Raw genomic sequence first — 18,124 nt, forward strand, 5'->3', positions numbered from 1 at the left:
CCATTTCCCGCCGGCGGGTCAGGGGGCCGACACCAGCAGACGGGCCAGTTCCACCGCCGTCTTGACCCCCATCTTCTCGAACACGTGCGCACGGTGGACCTCCACCGTGCGCATGCTGATTCCCAGATCGTCGGCGATGACCTTGTTCAGCTTGCCGGCCACCACCAGCTCCATCACCTGCCGTTCGCGCTGGGTCAGGGTGGCAAGCCGGGCGGCCAGGGTCGCCTGCCCCGCGGTGCGGGCGCGCCGTTCGGCATCCTGGGTCAGCGCTTCGATCACCCGGTCCACCAGGGCGTTGTCGTCGCACGGCTTTTCCATGAAATCCAGGGCACCCTTCTTCAGCGCCGCCACCGCCGCCGGCACGTCGCCGTGGCCGGTCAGGAAGATCACCGGCAGCCGGCAGCCGCGGGCCAGCAGGGTGTCGAACAGCTCCGGCCCGGTCATGCCGTCCATGCGGATGTCCAGCAGCAGGCAGCCGGCCATGCCGGGGTGATAGGCGTCCAGAAACGCCTCCCCCGAGGGCCAGGCATGGGCGGCGACGCTGCGCGACTGGAACAGCCACAGCAGCGAATCGCGGATGGCCTCGTCGTCATCGACGATGTGGACGGCTCCCCGCTCCTGGCCGCCGGCAAGGCCGGTCATGGCGTATCCTCTGCCGCGGGAAGCGTGAAGACGAACACGGCACCGCCGTCGTCCGGCGTCTCGTGCCACAGGCGCCCGCGGTGATGCTCGACGATGGAACGGCAGATGTTGAGGCCCATGCCCATGCCTTCCGTCTTGGTGGTGAAGAAGGGTGAAAACAGGGTCTTTTCGACCTCCGGCCCGATGCCGGAGCCGGAATCCCGGACCCGCACCAGCACGCCCCCATTCTGGACCGCCACCGAAACGTGAAGCAACCGCCGATCGCGGGGGGTGTGGGCCATGGCCTCCATGCCGTTGCGCATCAGGTTCAGGATCACCTGCTGGATCAGGATGCGGTCGGCGCGCACCGGGGGGGTGCCGCCGGGGGCCTCCACCTCGATCTGCACCCCGTGCTTGCGGGCGTCGGGGCTGAGAAGCGCCACGCTGTCCTCCATCACCTCGATGATGTCGCAGGGCGCCACGTTGGGCTCGCGCTTGCGCACGAAATCATGGACGCGGCGGATGATCTGGCCGGCGCGGCGTGCCTGCTGCGCCAGCTTTTCCAGGGCCACGATCACCTCGTCCCGGCTGGACGCGTCGGAGCGCAGCCGGTTCAGGCAGCCGGTGGAATAGCTGGCGATGGCCGCCAGCGGCTGGTTCAGCTCGTGGGCCAGGGTGGAGGCCATCTCGCCCATGGTGATCAGGCGGGCGGTCTGCTGCAGCCGCTCCTGCTGGTGGCGGGCCAGCTCCGCCTCGCGCTTCCTTTCGGTGATGTCGAGGATGGAGGCCATCCAGCCGGTCTGCCGCCCGTCGGCGTCGATCAGCGGCGCCTCGTACACCAGCGCGTCGAACCGTTCGCCGTTGCGGCGCATGAAGCGGATCTCGAACCCGTCGGGCGGGGCCTGTCCCGCCATCACGGTGTCGAAGGCGGCCTTCACCTTGTCCATATCCTCCGGCGGCCAATAGGGCATGACCGGGCCGTGGCCGATCAGCTCGTCCGGCCCCCACCCGAACATGCGGCAGAAGGCGGGGTTCACATAGGTCACCCGCCCCGCCAGATCGCGGGCACGCATGCCCACGGTCAGCGAATCCTCCATGGCCTTGCGGAAGGCGTGCTCGTCGCGCAGCGCCTGTTCGGCCCGCAGCCGCCGCCCGATGTGGCGGCGCACGGTCCACAGGCTGAACAGCGCCAGCGCCGTCAGCGCGAAGATGGCCACCAGCAGCGCGTTGCGGACGGCGTTGCTGGGGATCTGATGAATGGTCGCCACCAGCGCCAGCCCGCCGCCGGGCGGGTCGAAGGGGATGGCGTGGCTGCGCCGCGGTTCCGGCACCGTCACCCGCGATTTCGCCGCCAGCACGGTGCCCAGCGCGTCCACCACCTCAACCTGATAGCGCCCGGCGATCCACCACGGGACGTGATGGGCCAGAAAGGCATCCAGCGACACCACCGCCACCAGGATGCCCGACATGCCCGTGCCGTCGAACACCGGCACCACCGCGTCGAAGGCCCAGCCGCCCCCCATCTGCCGGTACGCCGCACTGTAGGCCGGGCGCCCCAGGGACCGGGCCATCATCACCGCGTCCACCCGCGGGTTGGGGCCGAAGGCGTCGTCCACCACCCGTCCTTCCGGTCCCGGCGGCACCGACAGCACCACGGTCCCGCCCGAGTCGAGCCACAGGAGCTGCTCCAGCGCCGGATTCGTCGCCACCACATGGCGCAGGGCCGGCAGGTGGACCGCCGGATCCCCATCCCCCCGCCCCAGGGTGTCGGCCAGACCCTGGAGTTTTTCCACATCGGAATTGAGCTGGAAATGCAGGGTCTGTTCGACCCACAGCACATCCTTTATAAGAGTAAGCTGTTCTTCTTCGCGCTCACTGCGGTTCAGCACCGCCATGAACACGCCCAGCAGCACGACCACCAGGGCCATCGCCACCACCGGCATGAACTGCACCGCCGTGCGCGGCTCGAACAACCTGACCACTCTCCCCGTCCCTTGTGAGGTTTTCTGCCGCCGTTTACCGATGCGGATTTCCACAATAGCTCACAAAGTGAAATTATCGAACTATTGCGCCTCGCCGTCGAACGACAAAAACCGGAGGAATGTCCCCATGAAACTGTCCAAGCTGCTGGGCGCCGTGATCGCCGCCGGCTGCCTGATGACCAGTGCCGTGGCTCTCGCACAAGACCCCATCGTCATCAAGTTCAGCCACGTCGTCGCCCCCGACACGCCCAAGGGCAAGGGTGCGGAGAAGTTCAAGGAACTGGCTGAAGCCAAGACCGGTGGCAAGGTCAAGGTCGAGGTGTACCCCAACAGCCAGCTCTACAAGGACAAGGAAGAGCTGGAAGCGCTCCAGTTGGGCGCCGTTCAGATGCTGGCCCCGTCGCTGGCCAAGTTCGGCCCGCTGGGTGCGAAGGAATTCGAGGTCTTCGACCTTCCCTACATCTTCCCGTCCAAGGACGTGCTGGTCCGCGTGACCACCGGCCCCGTGGGCAAGAAGCTGTTCCAGAAGCTGGAGTCCAAGGGCATCACCGGGCTCGCGTACTGGGACAACGGCTTCAAGATCCTGAGCGCCAACAAGCCGCTGCTGAAGCCCGAGGACGTCAAGGGCCTGAAGATGCGCATCCAGTCGTCGAAGGTGCTGGACGCCCAGATGCGCGCGCTGAACGCGCTGCCGCAGGTGATGGCCTTCTCTGAAGTGTATCAGGCGCTGCAGACCGGCGTCGTTGACGGCACCGAAAACCCGCCGTCCAACATGTACACCCAGAAGATGCACGAGGTGCAGAAGCACGGCACGCTGACCAACCACGGCTATCTGGGCTATGCGGTCATCGTGAACAAGAAGTTCTGGGACGGGCTGCCCGCCGACGTCCGCGGCCAGCTCGAAGCCGCGATGCAGGAAGCGACCGTCTACGCCAACGACATCGCCCAGACCGAGAACGACACCGCCCTGGCCCAGATGGCCGCTTCGGGCAAGACCCAGTTCCACACCCCCACCAAGGAAGAGCTGGAAGCGTGGCGCAAGGCCCTGCTGCCGGTCCACAAGGAAGTGGAATCCCGCGTGGGCAAGGACATCATCGAAGCGGTCTACAAGGAAGCCGAGGCCGCCGGCTTCAAGATGCAGTGACGTGCTGACAGCCTGAACCGTCCGGGGCGGCGCTTTCCCGCCGCCCCCATGGCTTCCGGCCACGGATCCCGCGGCACGCCCGCGGGATCATCCCCGTGCTTCCCCCGCCCGGAGCACCGCCGGAAAGCCCCCCGTTCCCCGGAGACACCATGTTCCTGAAACTCCTCGACCGGCTGGAGGAGATGATCATCGCAACGCTGATGGCGGCGGCGACGATCATCATCTTCGTCGCGGTGGTGCACCGCTACGCCTCCGGCATCCCGGTGATCCAAGACTACATCCTGCACTGGAACTTCGCCTGGGCGCAGGAGCTGTGCATCTTCATGTTCATCTGGATGGCGAAGTTCGGCGCCGCGTACGGCGTGCGCACCGGCATCCACGTGGGCGTGGACGTGCTCATCAACCGGATGGAAACCCGTCTGCGCAACAAGTTCATCGTGTTCGGCCTGCTGGCCGGCGCGGTGTTCACCGGCGTGGTCGGCACGCTGGGCGCCAATTTCGTCTGGCACCTGTCGGAATTCGAGCAGACCACCCCCGACCTGGAATGGCCGAGCTGGATCGTCTATCTGGCCATCCCGCTGGGGTCGTACCTGATGTGCTTCCGCTTCCTTCAGGTGTGCTGGACCTTCATCCGCACCGGCCATCTGCCGTCCCATGACCATGCCCATGTGGACGGGATCGAGCCGGTGGACGGCATCGACCCGATCCAGGCCGCCAAGGAAGGAGGCCCGTCGTGAGCGCCGCCATCATCTTCGGGCTTCTGCTGGCCCTGATGCTGACCGGGATGCCGATCTCCATTTCGCTCGGCCTCACGGTTCTGACCTTCCTGTTCACCATGACCCAGGTGCCCATCGAATCGGTGGCCCTGAAGCTGTTCACCGGCATCGAGAAGTTCGAGATCATGGCGATCCCGTTCTTCATCCTGGCCGGCAACTTCCTGACCCACGGCGGCGTGGCGCGGCGGATGATCAACTTCGCCTCGAGCATGGTCGGGCATTGGTACGGCGGGCTGGGGCTGGCCGGCGTCATGGCCTGCGCCCTGTTCGCGGCGGTGTCGGGGTCCAGCCCGGCGACGGTGGTCGCCATCGGCTCGATCATCCTGCCGGCCATGGTGGCGCAGGGCTTCCCCAGCCGATTCGGCGCGGGCGTCATCACCACCTCGGGCGCGCTGGGCATCCTGATCCCGCCGTCCATCGTGATGGTGATGTATTCGGTGTCCACCAACACCTCGGTGGGCCAGCTCTTCATGGCGGGCGTCATCCCCGGCCTGATGCTGGCGGCCCTGCTGGGGCTGACCACCTGGTACCGCGCGTGGAAGAACAACTATCCCCGCATGGAAAAGGCCAGCCTGGCCCGGCGGCTGAGCGCGCTGCGCGAGAGCATCTGGGGGCTGATGCTGATCGTCATCGTGATCGGCGGCATCTACACCGGCGTGTTCACGCCGACGGAAGCGGCGGCCATGAGTGCGGTCTACGCCTTCATCGTCGCGGTGTTCATCTACAAGGACATGCCCCTGAGCCGCGTGCCCAAGGTGCTGCTGGACAGCGCCAGCATGTCGGCGATGCTGCTGTACATCATCACCAACGCGGTCCTGTTCTCGTTCCTGATGACGTCGGAGAACATCCCGCAGGCGATGGCGAGCTGGATTTTGGGCCAGCACCTCAGCCCGTGGGTGTTCCTGCTGGTGGTCAACGTCCTGCTGCTGCTGGCCGGCAACGTGATGGAGCCGTCGTCGATCGTGCTGATCATGGCGCCCATCCTGTTCCCGGTCGCCATGTCGCTGGGCATCGACCCCGTGCATTTCGGCATCCTGATCGTGGTGAACATGGAGGTGGGCATGTGCCACCCGCCGGTGGGCCTCAATCTCTATGTCGCCAGCGGCATCACCAAGATGGGCATCACCGAACTGACCATTGCGGTGTGGCCGTGGCTGCTGACCATGCTGGTGTTCCTGGTGATGGTGACCTACATCCCGGCCATCTCGCTGTGGCTGCCGCGCATGCTGGGCATGATGTAACGGCACTCTTGTTTCCGGGTTGCGGGACGGAATGGACGGCGGGGAGACAACTCCCCGCCGTTTTCCGTTTGGTTTCCGTTCAACGGCGGGCCGCCTGGGTCCGGCCGTCGTAGCCCCAGCTATCGGCGGCAATCTCGCGCACCACGCCATAGGTGGCCAGCGGCAGACCGGGGCCGGCCTCCTCCTTCAGCAGTTCCATGGCTTGGGCGATGAAGCGGGCCTTGTCCGCCGCGCTGTTGGTGCCGGCGGTCACCGTCGCCTCCAGGTGTGCCGCGGGGGACACGGGTGTCCCGCCGACGGTCCACAGGCCGGTTTCCGCCGTTTCCACCCGCACGGCGGTCAGGGCCGGGTCTTTGCCCAGCACTTCGGCCATCAGCCGGGTCAGGCCGGCGGCAAGGCGGCGGCGGGCCGCGTCGGTGGGGGCGGGACCGGCAATGGTCAGGTGGACATAGGGCATGGTGGTCTCTCTCTGCGGGTGTGGGATGAGCGAAGCCTAGGCCCGGACAATTCTTTTGAAAATTTTGAAGTTCCGAACCTATGATTTGGAAAAACGGAACGATGGCCCGATGCTCCGCAATCTCGACATGGATGTGCTGCGCACCTTCGTCCTCGGCATGGATGGGGGCAGTTTCGCCCAGGCCGCCCAGCGCGTGGGCCGGTCGCAGGCGGCGGTCAGCCTCCAGCTCCGCAAGCTGGAGGAGCAGACCGGCCACACCTTGTTCCGCCGCCAGGGCCGCGGGCTGGCCCTGACCCCGGCGGGGGAAACACTGCTGTCCTATGCCCGCCGCATCCTGGCGCTGAACGACGACGCGCTGGCCGCCCTGGACGGGGCGGCGGTGGCGGGGACGGTGCGGCTGGGGCTGGTGCAGGATTTCGCCGAGCGCCGGCTGCCCGCGGTCCTGGGCCGTTTCGCCCGCACCCACCCCGCCGTGCGCATCGAGGTCGCCATCGACCGCGGCCCGGCCCTGGTGCGCGGCCTGGAGAGCGGCACCCTGGATCTGGCGCTGCTGTGGGGGGAGGCCGCCGCCCTGCCCCATGCCCAGCCGCTGGGCCGCCCGCCGGTGGCGTGGCTGGCCGCCGACGGGTGGGTGCCGCCGGACGGGCCGCTGCCGCTGCTGGTGATCGAGCAGCCCTGTGCCTTCCGCGCCGCGGCGGTGGCGGCGCTGGACCGGGCCGGCATTCCCTGGCGCGTGGCAGTGACCAGCCCCAGCCTGTCGGGGCTGTGGGCGGCGGCCCAGGCCGGGCTGGGCGTGACGCCGCGGGCGGCAGACGGGGCACCCGCCGGGGTGGCCCCGGTGGCGGCCGGGCTGCCGCCGTTGCCGCCCATGCCGCTGGCCCTGGCCGCGGCGGCAGACGGCGACACGCCCGCCGCCGCCCGGCTGCGCGTCCTCCTGTGCGAGGCGGTGACGGGGGAAGACAGTCTGTATGGAGCGGTGCATGGCACCCCCTCTTCCGCCCGCTCTCCCCGCGGGGATGGGAACTGAGGTAGGCTGCGGTCCCCCTCCCTACCCCGTGAGCGCACCCGGTGAGCACCTACGTTTCGACCGTCTGTCCCCACGATTGTCCGTCCACCTGCGCGCTGGAGGTGGAACGGCTGGCCCCGGACCGCATCGGCAAGGTGCGCGGGGCCGCCGACAACAGCTACACCGCCGGCGTGATCTGCGCCAAGGTCAGCCGCTATGCCGAGCGGCTGCACAACCCCAACCGCATCACCCGCCCCCTGCTGCGCACCGGCCCCAAAGGCAGCGGCCAGTGGACCCCCATCGCGTGGGACGAGGCGCTGGACCGCATCGCCGACGCCTTCAACACGGCGGAACGGCGGTACGGGGCCGAAGCGGTGTGGCCCTATTACTACGCCGGCACCATGGGGCTGGTGCAGCGGGGGGCGATCCAGCGGCTGCGCCACGCCAAGGGCTATTCCCGCCAGATCAGCACCGTCTGCGACACGCCGGCCAACATGGGCTGGATGGCCGGGTACGGCGACATCCGCGGTGCCGACCCGCGCGAGATGGCCGACAGCGACCTGATCGTCAACTGGGGCGGCAACCCGGTGGCGACCCAGGTCAACGTGATGACCCACGTGGCCCGCGCCCGCAAGGCCCGCGGGGCCAAACTGGTCACCATCGACCCCTACCGCAACGGCACCGCCGAGGTGTCGGACCGGCACCTGATGCTGCGGCCCGGCACCGACGGGGCGCTGGCCTGTGCGGTCATGCATGTGCTGTTCAAGGAGGGGATGGCCGACCGCGCCTACCTCGCCCGCTACGCCCAGGACACCACGGCACTGGAAGCCCATCTGGAAAGCCGCACACCGGAATGGGCCGCCGCCATCACCGGCCTGAGCGTCGATGAGATCGTCGGCTTCGCCCGGCTCTACGGCACCACCCCGCGCAGCTATCTGCGGCTGGGCTACGGCTTCACCCGCACCCACAACGGGGCGGCGCAGATGCACGCGGTGTCGTGCCTGCCGGTGATCACCGGCGCGTGGCAGCAGCGGGGCGGCGGCGCACTCTATTGCTCCAGCGGCATCTTCACCCTCGACCGCACCCTGGCCGAGGGGCTGGACCGGCTGGACCGCAGCATCCGCGGCATGGACCAGGCCCTCATCGGGCGGGTGCTGACCGGCGACCCCGCCGCCCTGGCCGGCGGCCCGCCGGTCATGGCCATGCTGGTGCAGAACACCAACCCCGCCGCCATCTGCCCGGAACAGGCGCTGGTGCGCCGCGGGCTGATGCGCGATGACCTGTTCGTCGCCGTGCATGAACAGGTGATGACCGAAACTGCGCAGTTGGCCGATCTGGTCCTGCCAGCCACCATGTTCCTGGAGCACGACGACATCTACCGCGGCGGCGGGCAGATGCACATCCAGATCGGGCGGAAGGTGGTGGACGCCCCCGGCGCGGCGCGGGAGAACCTGTGGGTCATCCACGAACTGGCTCGGCGGGTGGGGGCTGAGCACCCCGGCTTCGCCATGAGCGCGTGGGAAATCATCGACGCCATGCTGCGTGTCTCCAACCTGCCGGATGCGGAAACGCTGCACGCCGCCCGCTGGTACGACGCCCAGCCGGACTTCGAGACCTCCCACTTCCTCAAGGGGTTCCCGTGGCCCGACGGGCGGTTCCGCTTCGCCCCCGACTGGGCGGCGCTGGGACCGCTGGGCGGGCTGCCGCCCCTGCCCGACCATATGGAACCGGGACGCCCGGCAGACACCGACCATCCGTTCCGGCTGGTCACCGCCCCGGCGCGGCAGTTCCTCAACACCAGCTTCAACGAAACCCCCACCTCGCAAAAGCGCGAGGGGCGTCCCACCGCCCTGCTCCACCCCGACGACTGTGCCGGCCTGGGCATCGCCGACGGCACGCTGGTGCGGCTGGGCAACGGCCAGGGGGTGGTGTCGGTACACGCCCGGCCCTTTGCCGGGGTTCAGCGGGGCGTGGTGATCGTGGAAGGGCTGTGGCCCGACGCGGCCTTTGTTGACGGGGTAGGCATCAACACCCTGACCTCCGCCGTTTCGGTGCCGCCCGCGGGCGGTGTCGGGTTCCACGACACGGCGGTGTGGGTGCGGGCGGCCTGACGCCACCCGGCAGGGATGAAAGGCCCGGCGGCCCCGTTCAGGCCGCCGGCTTCCCGGCGATCAGCCGGTCCACCCGCTCGTCCACCTGGGAAATGCGGCCCATCACCTTGAAGTGATTGGCGCCGGTCACCCGCCGCAACTCATCCTGCCCGTACTGCAAGGCGGCGACATCGGCACGAAGCTCATCCTGGCCGCGTTTGAGGGCCTCGACATCGGTGCGAAGCTCGTCCTGGCCGCGTTTGAGGGCCTCGACATCCGTCTTGAGAACGGCAACATCGGCCTTCAATTCAGCCACGTCAGCTTTCAGCCCGGCAACGTCGGTCTTAAGCACCGCCACGTCAGTCTTGAGAATCGCGACGTCAGCCTTAAGAATTGCGACGTCAGCCTTAAGCTCAGCGACGTCAGCCTTCACCTCCGCCATATCCGTGCGGAGGTCGTCGATCTTACCGACCAGAAGGGTCAGAACGTTTTTCAACTCGGCGTCCATGCGGCCTCGTCCCTCGTCCGATGAGGGAAAGATGAACCCACTGCACACACTTGTCAACAAGACCGGCACTACCGGGAGCCGATGAATATCCTGGCATGCACAACTTTCATCACGCCTGTTCCTGGGCGGCAATCAGGGTCGCCATCCAACGGAAATCGGCGTTGGGGGCCAAGGTCACGGTGTCGCTGCCGGTGGTTCCCGCAGCGGTCGCGGCACCGAATCCGGCCGCCGTCTGATCGTCGCCACCCTGCCCGCCGGTCAGGCTGTCCAGCCCGCCCTGAGCGATGAGGGAGGCCATGCCCGCCGACACCGGGCGATCCACCGGCTGGGAAGCCGAAGCCGCGTCCAAGGAATCTTGCGCATTGGATGAGCCGCCGGTGCTGCTGCTCACCATCTGCAACAGCGCGCCGAAGCTTTCCGCCGCGGCGACCCGCTCCTGTGCTCCGGCTGCGTTTTTCCGGTCCTGAACACCGTCAAGGCGCAGGTTGGAAACGCGGGAGATCTCGGCATTGGTCAGGGCGGACACGGCCACACCCCATCGGTTATGGAACGCACCAAAGCCTTACGCAAGAAACATGCCGCCGATAAAGATGAATGATTTCAAGGCCCACCTCAGCAGGGCCGGTCAATCCTGCCCGCAGCACCCGGCAAGAATTGCCGGATCCCGCAGGCAGTTTCTGCCGCCGTCAGTCGCGGAAGTTCATATACTGCAAGGGCTGCTCCAGTTTCATCCCCCGCACGTGCGCGATGGCGGCCTGCAGGTCGTCGCGCTTCTTGCCCGACACGCGCAGTTCGTCGCCCTGGATGGCGACCTGCACCTTCATCTTGGCATCCTTGATCGACTTGACGATCTGCTTGGCGAGATCCTGGGCGATGCCCTCGCGCACGGTCACCGCGTGGCGGACCATGTCGCCGCCGGCCCGCTCCGGCTTCGCGGAGAAGTCGAAGAAGCCGATCTCCAGCTTGCGGCGGGTGACGTAGGTGCGCAGCAGGTCGTGCATCTGGCCCAGGCGCGGCTCGTCGTCGGCCAGGATGGTGATGGTGTTGCCGTCGCGCTCCACCGTGCCCTTGGTGCCCTTGAAGTCGAAGCGCTGCTCCATCTCCCGCCGCATGCCGGCCAGGGCGTTGTCCACCTCGTGGATGTCGGTCTTGGAAACAATGTCGAAGGACGGCATGGCGGCGGCTCCCGAAGCTTGGGCGGTTCTTGAATGCGCAAAAAGACGGATCGGCCCGGACGTTAAACCACCGCCGCCCCCGCCGTCCAGGGGCAGAGCCGCATGGCGGGGATCTAGATCTTCTGGCAGGCAGAAACCGCCGCGTTTCCGTGGCAGAGTTAATCATCAGCGTTGCCACCCTTTCGCATAAGGAACCGGCGGAATGCAGTATCAGACATTGGGCAACACCGGCCTTGCCGTGTCGCGGCTTGCCTTCGGCGCCATGACCTTCACCAACGGCAATCAGGATCTGGGCACGGTCTACAAGGTGGGGGCGGAGCTGGCCGACGAGCTGGTGGGCCGCGCGCTGGAGGCGGGAATCAACTTCTTCGACACCGCCGACGCCTATGCCGGGGGCGAGTCCGAAACGCTGCTGGGCCGCGCGCTGAAGGGCCGGCGGGACGAGGTGGTCATCGCCACCAAGGTGGGGTTCCGCACCGGCCCGGCGCTGGCCCAGGCCGGGCTGTCGCGCCGCCACATCCTGTGGTCGGTGGACCAGAGCCTGAAACGGCTGGGCACCGGCTGGATCGACGTCTACATCGCCCACAAGGAAGACCCCTTCACGCCGCTGGACGAAACGCTGGAGGCGCTGGACGCCGTGGTCCGGGCGGGAAAGGTGCGTTACCTGGGTTTTTCCAACTGGCCGGCGTGGAAGGTATCCGCCGCCCTGGAGATCCAGAAGGCCCGCGGCCTGGCCCCCTTCACCCACGGGCAGATGCATTATTCCCTGCTGGGCCGCGACGTGGAGCGGGACGTGGTGCCGATGATGCGCCGCTACGGGCTGGGGCTGACGGTGTGGAGCCCGCTGGCCTCCGGCTTCCTCAGCGGCAAGTACACGCGCAAGACGCTGGACGACCCGGCCAACCGCATCTCCGGCTTCGACATCCTGCCCTTCGACAAGGAGCACGGTTTCCGCGTGCTGGAAAAGCTGCGCACCATCGCAGCGTTGCGCGACATCACGGTGGCCCAGGCGGCACTGGGATGGCTGCTGGCCAAGCCGGCGGTCACCAGCATTCTGGTCGGGGCCAGCAAGCTGCACCAGCTGGAAGACAACCTCGCCGCCGTGGACGTGGCGCTGAGCGAGGAGGAGGTGGCCGACCTGGACGCCGCGACCGCCCTGCCCCCGGTCTACCCCAACTGGTTCTGCGACCGGCTGATCGACCAGCCCATGGCCCAGGCGCTGGCCCCGCCCCCGGGACGGTAAGGTGGGGATGGGAGGGAGAAACCGCAGACGGATGCGGGCTGTTGTCGGACGGGGGTGATCCGTGATAGCCACTCGCACCGGAATCCCTATCGTCCAACCACGGCCGCACCCGCGGCCAGGAGTCATCCCATGTCCGATCAGGCGGCCAACGGCCAGGATCAGCAGGGCGGCGCCAACGCCCTGCCCATCAACGTTCTCGTCCAGTACGTGAAGGACTTCTCGTTCGAGAACCCGAACGCCCCCCAGAGCCTGCTCCCCAGCGAGGTGCAGCCGCAGGTGGGCATCGGCGTTGACGTGGGCGTGCGCGCCGTCGGCGAAGAGGTGTTCGAGGTCATGCTGAACCTGCGGGCCGAGGCCAAGGCGGGCGAGAACACCCAGTTCCTGGTGGATCTCAGCTACGGCGGCCTGTTCCAGCTCGTCGGCGTGCCCGAGGAACACCAGCACGCGGTGCTGTTCATCGAAGGCTCGCGGCTGCTGTTCCCGTTCGCGCGCTCCATCGTGGCCGACGCCACCCGCGACGGCGGCTATCCGCCGCTGATGATCAACCCCATCGACTTCACCGACCTCTACCGCCGCAAGCTGGCCGAGGCCCAGACCCCGCAGGGCGAACAGCCCCAGCAGCCGCCGTTCTGATCCGGCGCGCCATCCGGTTCCTTTGCGGAAACGGCGGCCCCGACCGGGCCGCCGTTTTTGTTGCCGGCCGTGGGTTCCCCGGATGGGGATCACATGACCGGATGGGGATCACATGACCGGATGGGGATCACATGAACAGCACGGCCACGAACCATCCGCCGATGGCCAGGATGCCCAGTGCGATGACCGCGGCCAGGATCACGCGGTTGGTGGCGCGGATGGACCGGCAGCGCGGGCACTCCGGTTCATCGGCGGGGATGCGGGCGCCGCAGCGGTCACAGGCGGTCTTGGCGTCGCTCACGGTACTTTTCCTCCACAAACACGGCGCGGCAGCCGAACAAAGCGTGCCTCCCATGTGCGGTATGGGACACATGCTGTTCTTGTCGGGACCATGACACATGGGTATTGTGCCCGCCATCGGGCTAACACCCCTGTCATTTCCTGCATTGGGTACCGGACCCGGCCCGCCGCCCGCAAGAGAGATCACCATGTCCAAGCCGCGCACGCTCTTCGACAAGATTTGGGACAGCCACGTCGTCCACCGCCAGGAAGACGGCACCTGCATCCTTTACATCGACCGCCACCTCGTCCACGAAGTGACGAGCCCCCAGGCGTTCGAGGGCCTGCGCATGGCCGGCCGTTCCGTCCGCCGCCCCGAAGCCACCCTGGCGGTGCCGGACCACAACGTCCCCACCACCGACCGCTCCAAGGGCATCGAGAACGAGGAAAGCCGCATCCAGGTCGAAACCCTGGACAAGAACGCCCGCGATTTCGGCGTGCGCTATTTCCCCATGGATGACATCCGCCAGGGTGTGGTGCACATCGTCGGGCCGGAACAGGGCTTCACCCTGCCCGGCGCCACCATCGTGTGCGGCGACAGCCACACCGCCACCCACGGCGCCTTCGGCGCGCTGGCCTTCGGCATCGGCACGTCGGAGGTGGAGCACGTGCTCGCCACCCAGACCCTGCTGCAGAAGCCGGCCAAGAACATGCTGGTCCGCGTGGACGGCGAGCTGTCCCCCGGCGTGACCGCCAAGGACATCGTGCTGGCCATCATCGGCAAGATCGGCACCGCCGGCGGCACCGGCCACGTGATCGAATTCGCCGGCGACGCCATCCGCGGCCTGACCATGGAAGGCCGCATGACCGTCTGCAACATGGCGATCGAGGGCGGTGCGCGCGCCGGCCTGATCGCGCCCGACGAAAAGACCTTCGCGTATGTCAAGGGCCGCCCGCTGGCGCCCAAGGCCGGTGCCTGGGAACAGGCCGTGGCCTATTGGAAGACGCTGCCGTCGGACGAGGGTGCGGTCTATGACACCACCGTGGTCCTGAACGCCGCCGACATCGTGCCGCAGGTCACCTGGGGCACCAGCCCCGAAGACGTGCTGCCCATCACCGCCGTGGTGCCGAACCCCGCCGACGTGGCCGATGCCGGCAAGCGCGCCGCCGTCGCCCGTTCGCTGGACTACATGGGCCTGACCCCCGGCCAACCGCTGAACAGCATCAAGATCGACACGGTGTTCATCGGTTCCTGCACCAACGGCCGCATCGAAGACCTGCGCGCCGCCGCCGACGTCGCCAAGGGCCGCAAGGTGGCCGCGGGCGTGCGCGCCCTGGTCGTCCCCGGCTCGGGCCTGGTGAAGGAACAGGCGGAGGAAGAGGGTCTGGACAAGGTCTTCCTCGAAGCCGGCTTCGAATGGCGCGAACCGGGCTGTTCCATGTGCCTGGCCATGAACGCCGACCAGCTCGCCCCCGGCGAGCGCAGCGCCAGCACCTCGAACCGCAACTTCGAAGGCCGCCAGGGCCGCGGCGGGCGCACCCATCTGGTCAGCCCGGCCATGGCCGCCGCCGCCGCCATCACCGGCCACCTGACCGACGTGCGCGACCTGCACTGACGTTGCGGAACGGCCCCTACCCGGCGGTGGGGGCCGTTTCGGCCAGACGAACGGCGTCGCCCACCGTGGCGGCGCCGTTTTTCATGGCGGCCTGCAGCAGCAACGACGCCGCCTCTCCCACCGGCTGGGCCAGATGGCCGTCCGGCGGGGCGGCGTCCAGCCCCAGGGCCGCCGCCAGATGGCCCAGGTCCAGCCGGGCCAGCGGCTCCAGCGGCGGCAGGCCGGCGCGGGCCAGTTCGGCGGCCAGGACGCCCAGCGCCTCCTCCACCCCATAGCCGGCCACCACCGCGTGGTGCAGGCTGTCGTGGATCACCGGCCACGCCAGGGGGAACAGCCGTTCGCCCGCCACCATGGCGGGGGTCACCCCAGCCACCGCCGCGGCCGGCGCCACGCCCGGATTGACCAGCACGTCCAGCGACAGGGTGCGGAACAGCCGCGCCCCCGACAGCCGCACCGTGCCCATGGCCAGCACCCGCCCGCCGTCGGGGTCCGTCACCACCCGCAGCGCCGCCATGGGCGCGGTGGCCAGCGCCTCGTCCAGCATGGCGCGCACGGGGAACGGCGGCAGCACCGGCGGCGCGTCTTCCCCGTCCGCCACCGGGGGCGGCACGGGGAAGACCAGCGCCACCCCGGCCCCCAGCCCCTGATCGGCCACCCGCACCGGCTGTTCGCCGCCCCCCGCCGTCGGCAGGGTGGTGGTGATCATGCCACCGGCCCCGCGGGCGCGCTCGACGGCGCGCAGCAGCGCCGCCCGGTCCAGCACCCCGCCCACGGGACGCCCCGGCGCCGCCCCCTCCCCCAGGAGCCGCAGGGCGGCGGGGTTGGCATCGGCCACCCGCCCACCCTCGCTCACCACCAGCACCGGCTGGTCGAGCGCAGCGGCAATCGCCGGCCAGCGCCCTTCGCCGCCGCGGTGGGACTCGGACGGGCGGGAGGACTCCGCGGCGTCGGCCAGGGCGCGGAAATGACGGTTCAGGCGGCTGAAGGCCAGCCACAGGGCGCCCAGCCCCACGGCCACCGCCGCCAGCGGCACCACCCCTTCCACCGTGCCCATCCGCGACAGCAGACCGTTGGCGACGAACACCAGCGCCGCCGCCGCCGCCACCAGACAGGCCAGCGCCAGACGGCGCGTGCGGGAAAGGTCCGGGGAGGTCATGGCATTCTCCTAACGCGGGACTCTAAACGCTGGCCTGATCGGCGGTGAAGCCGGGGTCTTCGGCGCGGTGCAGGCGGGCCGCCGCGGTCAGCGCCACCCGCAGCACCAGCGCCTTGCGCCGGGCGGCGGCCAGCCGCTCCTCCGGTGCCTCCCGCACCACGGCGGCACCGAAAGCATCCGCCACCATCAAACCACAGTCGGCGGGGATAAGATCCACGGGAAACGCCTCGTCCACCGCAAAGAAGAAACGGTCGCACCAGGGACGGTAATCCGGCCACTTGCGGTCGCTGCGGAAATCGGCCACCGAGCTTTTCACCTCGACGATCACCACCGCACCATCGGCGTCCACCGCCATCACATCGGCCCGCCGCCCGCCGTTCAGGCGGAATTCCGTGACGCTGGCGTACCCCCGCTGGGCCAGCGCCCGCCGCACTCCGCGGGTGATCGCCGCCGCCCCCGACGCCATCCCGCCGTCCGGGCAGGATATCCCCTCGTCCTGCGTATCAGGGACAGGCGGAACGGGATCGGGGGAACCGGGCATGGCGGCGGCAACCATTGGAACAGACGACGAACATATTATCACGCCCACCCACCGTTCCGTCCATTGCGGAATCCGGCGCGCTGCGTGCTTGGCGGTTGGGGCATCGGTGCGTTGGGGCTAAACTGCCGGGTGGGTTCTCAGCCGGGCCGGAGGGAGCATGGAGACGACAGGGAACGGGATGGGGTTGCTGGTGTTCGACGCCGGCCAGCGCCTGACAGCGTGGAACGAGGCGGCGTCCGCCCTGCCCGCCCTGACGGGCGTTCTGGCGCCCGGCCTGTTCCGCGCCACGCTCGACCCGCTGCTGGCCGGGATCCCCGCCATGGACCGCCCCCTGGCCGACGGCGGGCTGGTGCGCATGCTGGGGCCCGGCGCCAGCATGACGGGCACCGCCGGCAGCCGGCTGTTCGCCGCGGCCAGCCACGACCTGCGCCAGCCGCTGGCGGCGCTGTCGCTGCTGATGGGCGCGCTTGACGGCCGCATCGGCGACCCCGCCGCGCGGGAGGTGATGCGCGCCATGGGGCTGGCCGTCGATTCCATGAAGACCATGGTGGACGGGCATCTGGATCTGGCACGGCTGGAAGCGGGGCTGATCGACCCCGACATCGGCCCGCACCCGGTCAATGGCATCCTGACCCGGCTGGCTCTGGAGTTCGCCCCGCGGTTCGAGGAGCGGCGCGCCCGCTTCTCGGTCATGCCCTGCTCGGTCATGGTGGAAACCGATCCCGTGCTGCTGGAACGGCTGCTGCACGCGTTGCTGTCCAACGCACTGGCCCATGCCGGCTCCATCGTCGGGACGGAGGGCGGGCGGAGCCGGGTGTTGCTGGGCTGCCGCCGCCGGGGGGGCATGCTGTCCATCGGCGTGTGGGACACCGGGCGCGGGCTGGCCCCCGGTCCGCTGTCCAGCCTGCGCCAGGCGCTGGAGCAGCCCGCCGCCGACGAGGGCGCGCGGGTTCTGGGCCTGGGGCTGACGCTGGCCCGCGGGCTGGCCCGGCGCATGGGCCACCGGCTGACGCTGGAGTCCCGCGCCGGATCCGGCACCGTGTTCAGCGTTCTGGTCCGCCGCGTTCCCGACAGCGAGGAGGCCGCACCCCTTCGCCCCCCGCCCGCCACCCCCGCCCCCGACATCAGCCACACCCATGTTCTGATCATCGAGGACGACACCCTGGTGCGCGAGGCGTTGCAGGTGCTGCTGGGCGAATGGGGCTGCACCGTGACGGGCGCTGAGTCGTTCGACGATGCCATGACCCGCATCGCCCCCGATGGCCCGCCCCCCGAACTGATCATCGCCGACCTGCGGCTGAAGGGGGCCGCCAACGGCATCGTCGCCATCCGCCAGATCGCCAAGAGCCTGGACCGCACGGTTCCGGGCCTGATCCTGACCGGCGACACCGATCCCGTGCGGCTAAAGGAAGCACGCCTGTCGGGCTACCCCCTGTTGCACAAGCCGGTGTCACCTTTGGCGCTGCGCACCGCACTGGGCAATCTTCTGGGCCGGCGGACGGAACGTGAAGCAACCTAAGCTGGTTCAGGTTTGGGGGAAAATTATATAAAACAAAAAAGCAGACACCTCCCCCACTCCAAAGGAGCCTTTTATATTTATCCAAAAAAACTTTGAGCTTCTTTGTCCCCACGGGAGAACCTATGCCGTTTGGACAG

Annotated in this window: 18 protein-coding genes; 9 read left to right on the plus strand and 9 right to left on the minus strand. The window is 68.7% G+C overall.

The window, feature by feature from the left end; all coding sequences use genetic code 11:
- Positions 1-18: 18 nt before the first annotated feature.
- Positions 19-642, minus strand: a complete 624-nt coding sequence (locus tag M2352_RS14785; RefSeq protein WP_264665240.1) for a response regulator transcription factor — start codon at positions 640-642, stop codon at positions 19-21.
- Entirely contained in the window at positions 639-2,603 is a 1,965-nt protein-coding gene (locus M2352_RS14790; protein WP_264665241.1) for a PAS domain S-box protein, read from the minus strand. The genes M2352_RS14785 and M2352_RS14790 overlap by 4 nt, the downstream gene beginning before the upstream one ends.
- A 127-nt stretch (positions 2,604-2,730) precedes the next feature.
- On the opposite strand from M2352_RS14790, the gene M2352_RS14795 reads away from it, so the two are divergent.
- The 3 genes from M2352_RS14795 (at position 2,731) to M2352_RS14805 (ending at position 5,764) form a co-directional block, all read left to right on the plus strand.
- Positions 2,731-3,747, plus strand: coding sequence for a TRAP transporter substrate-binding protein (locus tag M2352_RS14795; RefSeq protein WP_264665242.1), 1,017 nt, complete (start codon positions 2,731-2,733; stop codon positions 3,745-3,747).
- A 149-nt stretch (positions 3,748-3,896) separates the two neighbouring features.
- Positions 3,897-4,484, plus strand: a complete 588-nt coding sequence (locus M2352_RS14800; RefSeq protein WP_264665243.1) for a TRAP transporter small permease — start codon at positions 3,897-3,899, stop codon at positions 4,482-4,484.
- Positions 4,481-5,764, plus strand: coding sequence for a TRAP transporter large permease (locus M2352_RS14805; protein ID WP_264665244.1), 1,284 nt, complete (start codon positions 4,481-4,483; stop codon positions 5,762-5,764). Before M2352_RS14800 ends, M2352_RS14805 begins: the two co-directional genes overlap by 4 nt.
- 79 nt (positions 5,765-5,843) lie before the next feature.
- Here the strand turns inward: M2352_RS14805 and M2352_RS14810 are convergent, their stop codons facing one another.
- Positions 5,844-6,221: a tautomerase family protein gene (locus M2352_RS14810; RefSeq protein WP_264665245.1), complete on the minus strand. Its 378-nt coding sequence runs from the start codon at positions 6,219-6,221 to the stop codon at positions 5,844-5,846.
- A 109-nt stretch (positions 6,222-6,330) separates the two neighbouring features.
- Between M2352_RS14810 and M2352_RS14815 the strand changes: the two genes are divergently transcribed.
- Together M2352_RS14815 and M2352_RS14820 are read left to right on the plus strand one after the other, a co-directional pair.
- A complete protein-coding gene (locus tag M2352_RS14815; RefSeq protein ID WP_264665246.1) occupies positions 6,331-7,248 on the plus strand; it encodes a LysR substrate-binding domain-containing protein in 918 nt (305 codons plus the stop codon).
- Between the two features lie 41 nt (positions 7,249-7,289).
- Positions 7,290-9,338 carry a molybdopterin oxidoreductase family protein gene (locus M2352_RS14820; protein ID WP_264665247.1) on the plus strand — a complete coding sequence of 683 codons (2,049 nt, stop codon included), beginning with the start codon at positions 7,290-7,292 and terminating at the stop codon, positions 9,336-9,338.
- Positions 9,339-9,375: 37 nt separating this feature from the next.
- Here the strand turns inward: M2352_RS14820 and M2352_RS14825 are convergent, their stop codons facing one another.
- From M2352_RS14825 to M2352_RS14835, 3 genes are all read right to left on the minus strand, one after another.
- Positions 9,376-9,825, minus strand: a complete 450-nt coding sequence (locus tag M2352_RS14825) for an Atg14 domain-containing protein (protein ID WP_264665248.1) — start codon at positions 9,823-9,825, stop codon at positions 9,376-9,378.
- Between the two features lie 109 nt (positions 9,826-9,934).
- Positions 9,935-10,351, minus strand: a complete 417-nt coding sequence (locus tag M2352_RS14830; protein ID WP_264665249.1) for a hypothetical protein — start codon at positions 10,349-10,351, stop codon at positions 9,935-9,937.
- A gap of 160 nt (positions 10,352-10,511) precedes the next feature.
- Positions 10,512-11,000 (minus strand): YajQ family cyclic di-GMP-binding protein, encoded by a 489-nt coding sequence (locus tag M2352_RS14835; protein ID WP_264665250.1) that lies wholly within the window; start codon positions 10,998-11,000, stop codon positions 10,512-10,514.
- A 202-nt stretch (positions 11,001-11,202) separates the two neighbouring features.
- Between M2352_RS14835 and M2352_RS14840 the strand changes: the two genes are divergently transcribed.
- Together M2352_RS14840 and secB are read left to right on the plus strand one after the other, a co-directional pair.
- Positions 11,203-12,243, plus strand: coding sequence for an aldo/keto reductase (locus M2352_RS14840; RefSeq protein ID WP_264665251.1), 1,041 nt, complete (start codon positions 11,203-11,205; stop codon positions 12,241-12,243).
- A gap of 129 nt (positions 12,244-12,372) precedes the next feature.
- Entirely contained in the window at positions 12,373-12,876 is a 504-nt protein-coding gene (gene secB, locus M2352_RS14845) for a protein-export chaperone SecB (RefSeq protein WP_264665252.1), read from the plus strand.
- 127 nt (positions 12,877-13,003) lie between these two features.
- Here secB and M2352_RS14850 read toward each other — a convergent pair whose 3' ends face one another.
- Positions 13,004-13,177, minus strand: a complete 174-nt coding sequence (locus tag M2352_RS14850) for a hypothetical protein (RefSeq protein WP_264665253.1) — start codon at positions 13,175-13,177, stop codon at positions 13,004-13,006.
- 187 nt (positions 13,178-13,364) lie between these two features.
- Here M2352_RS14850 and leuC point away from each other — a divergent pair, with 187 nt between their 5' ends.
- Complete coding sequence (gene leuC, locus M2352_RS14855; RefSeq protein WP_264665254.1) at positions 13,365-14,771, plus strand: 3-isopropylmalate dehydratase large subunit; 1,407 nt, start codon at positions 13,365-13,367, stop codon at positions 14,769-14,771.
- Between the two features lie 16 nt (positions 14,772-14,787).
- Here leuC and M2352_RS14860 read toward each other — a convergent pair whose 3' ends face one another.
- Together M2352_RS14860 and M2352_RS14865 are read right to left on the minus strand one after the other, a co-directional pair.
- Positions 14,788-15,927: a PAS domain-containing protein gene (locus tag M2352_RS14860; protein ID WP_264665255.1), complete on the minus strand. Its 1,140-nt coding sequence runs from the start codon at positions 15,925-15,927 to the stop codon at positions 14,788-14,790.
- 22 nt (positions 15,928-15,949) lie between these two features.
- Positions 15,950-16,468 carry an MmcB family DNA repair protein gene (locus M2352_RS14865; RefSeq protein WP_319802041.1) on the minus strand — a complete coding sequence of 173 codons (519 nt, stop codon included), beginning with the start codon at positions 16,466-16,468 and terminating at the stop codon, positions 15,950-15,952.
- A 157-nt stretch (positions 16,469-16,625) separates the two neighbouring features.
- On the opposite strand from M2352_RS14865, the gene M2352_RS14870 reads away from it, so the two are divergent.
- A complete protein-coding gene (locus tag M2352_RS14870; protein WP_264665256.1) occupies positions 16,626-17,987 on the plus strand; it encodes a hybrid sensor histidine kinase/response regulator in 1,362 nt (453 codons plus the stop codon).
- The last annotated feature ends 137 nt before the right edge of the window (positions 17,988-18,124 follow it).

The organism is Azospirillum fermentarium (assembly GCF_025961205.1).
Classification (GTDB): Bacteria; Pseudomonadota; Alphaproteobacteria; order Azospirillales; family Azospirillaceae; genus Azospirillum; species Azospirillum fermentarium.

Bases quoted from the DNA above. Each gene is read 5' to 3' on its own strand.
- M2352_RS14785 (WP_264665240.1), bottom strand. From the start codon at position 642: ATGACCGGCCTTGCCGGCGGCCAGGAGCGGGGAGCCGTCCACATCGTC.
- M2352_RS14795 (WP_264665242.1), top strand. From the start codon at position 2,731: ATGAAACTGTCCAAGCTGCTGGGCGCCGTGATCGCCGCCGGCTGCCTG.
- M2352_RS14800 (WP_264665243.1), top strand. From the start codon at position 3,897: ATGTTCCTGAAACTCCTCGACCGGCTGGAGGAGATGATCATCGCAACG.
- M2352_RS14810 (WP_264665245.1), bottom strand. From the start codon at position 6,221: ATGCCCTATGTCCACCTGACCATTGCCGGTCCCGCCCCCACCGACGCG.
- M2352_RS14815 (WP_264665246.1), top strand. From the start codon at position 6,331: ATGCTCCGCAATCTCGACATGGATGTGCTGCGCACCTTCGTCCTCGGC.
- M2352_RS14825 (WP_264665248.1), bottom strand. From the start codon at position 9,825: ATGGACGCCGAGTTGAAAAACGTTCTGACCCTTCTGGTCGGTAAGATC.
- M2352_RS14835 (WP_264665250.1), bottom strand. From the start codon at position 11,000: ATGCCGTCCTTCGACATTGTTTCCAAGACCGACATCCACGAGGTGGAC.
- M2352_RS14840 (WP_264665251.1), top strand. From the start codon at position 11,203: ATGCAGTATCAGACATTGGGCAACACCGGCCTTGCCGTGTCGCGGCTT.
- secB (WP_264665252.1), top strand. From the start codon at position 12,373: ATGTCCGATCAGGCGGCCAACGGCCAGGATCAGCAGGGCGGCGCCAAC.
- leuC (WP_264665254.1), top strand. From the start codon at position 13,365: ATGTCCAAGCCGCGCACGCTCTTCGACAAGATTTGGGACAGCCACGTC.
- M2352_RS14860 (WP_264665255.1), bottom strand. From the start codon at position 15,927: ATGACCTCCCCGGACCTTTCCCGCACGCGCCGTCTGGCGCTGGCCTGT.
- M2352_RS14865 (WP_319802041.1), bottom strand. From the start codon at position 16,468: ATGCCCGGTTCCCCCGATCCCGTTCCGCCTGTCCCTGATACGCAGGAC.
- M2352_RS14870 (WP_264665256.1), top strand. From the start codon at position 16,626: ATGGAGACGACAGGGAACGGGATGGGGTTGCTGGTGTTCGACGCCGGC.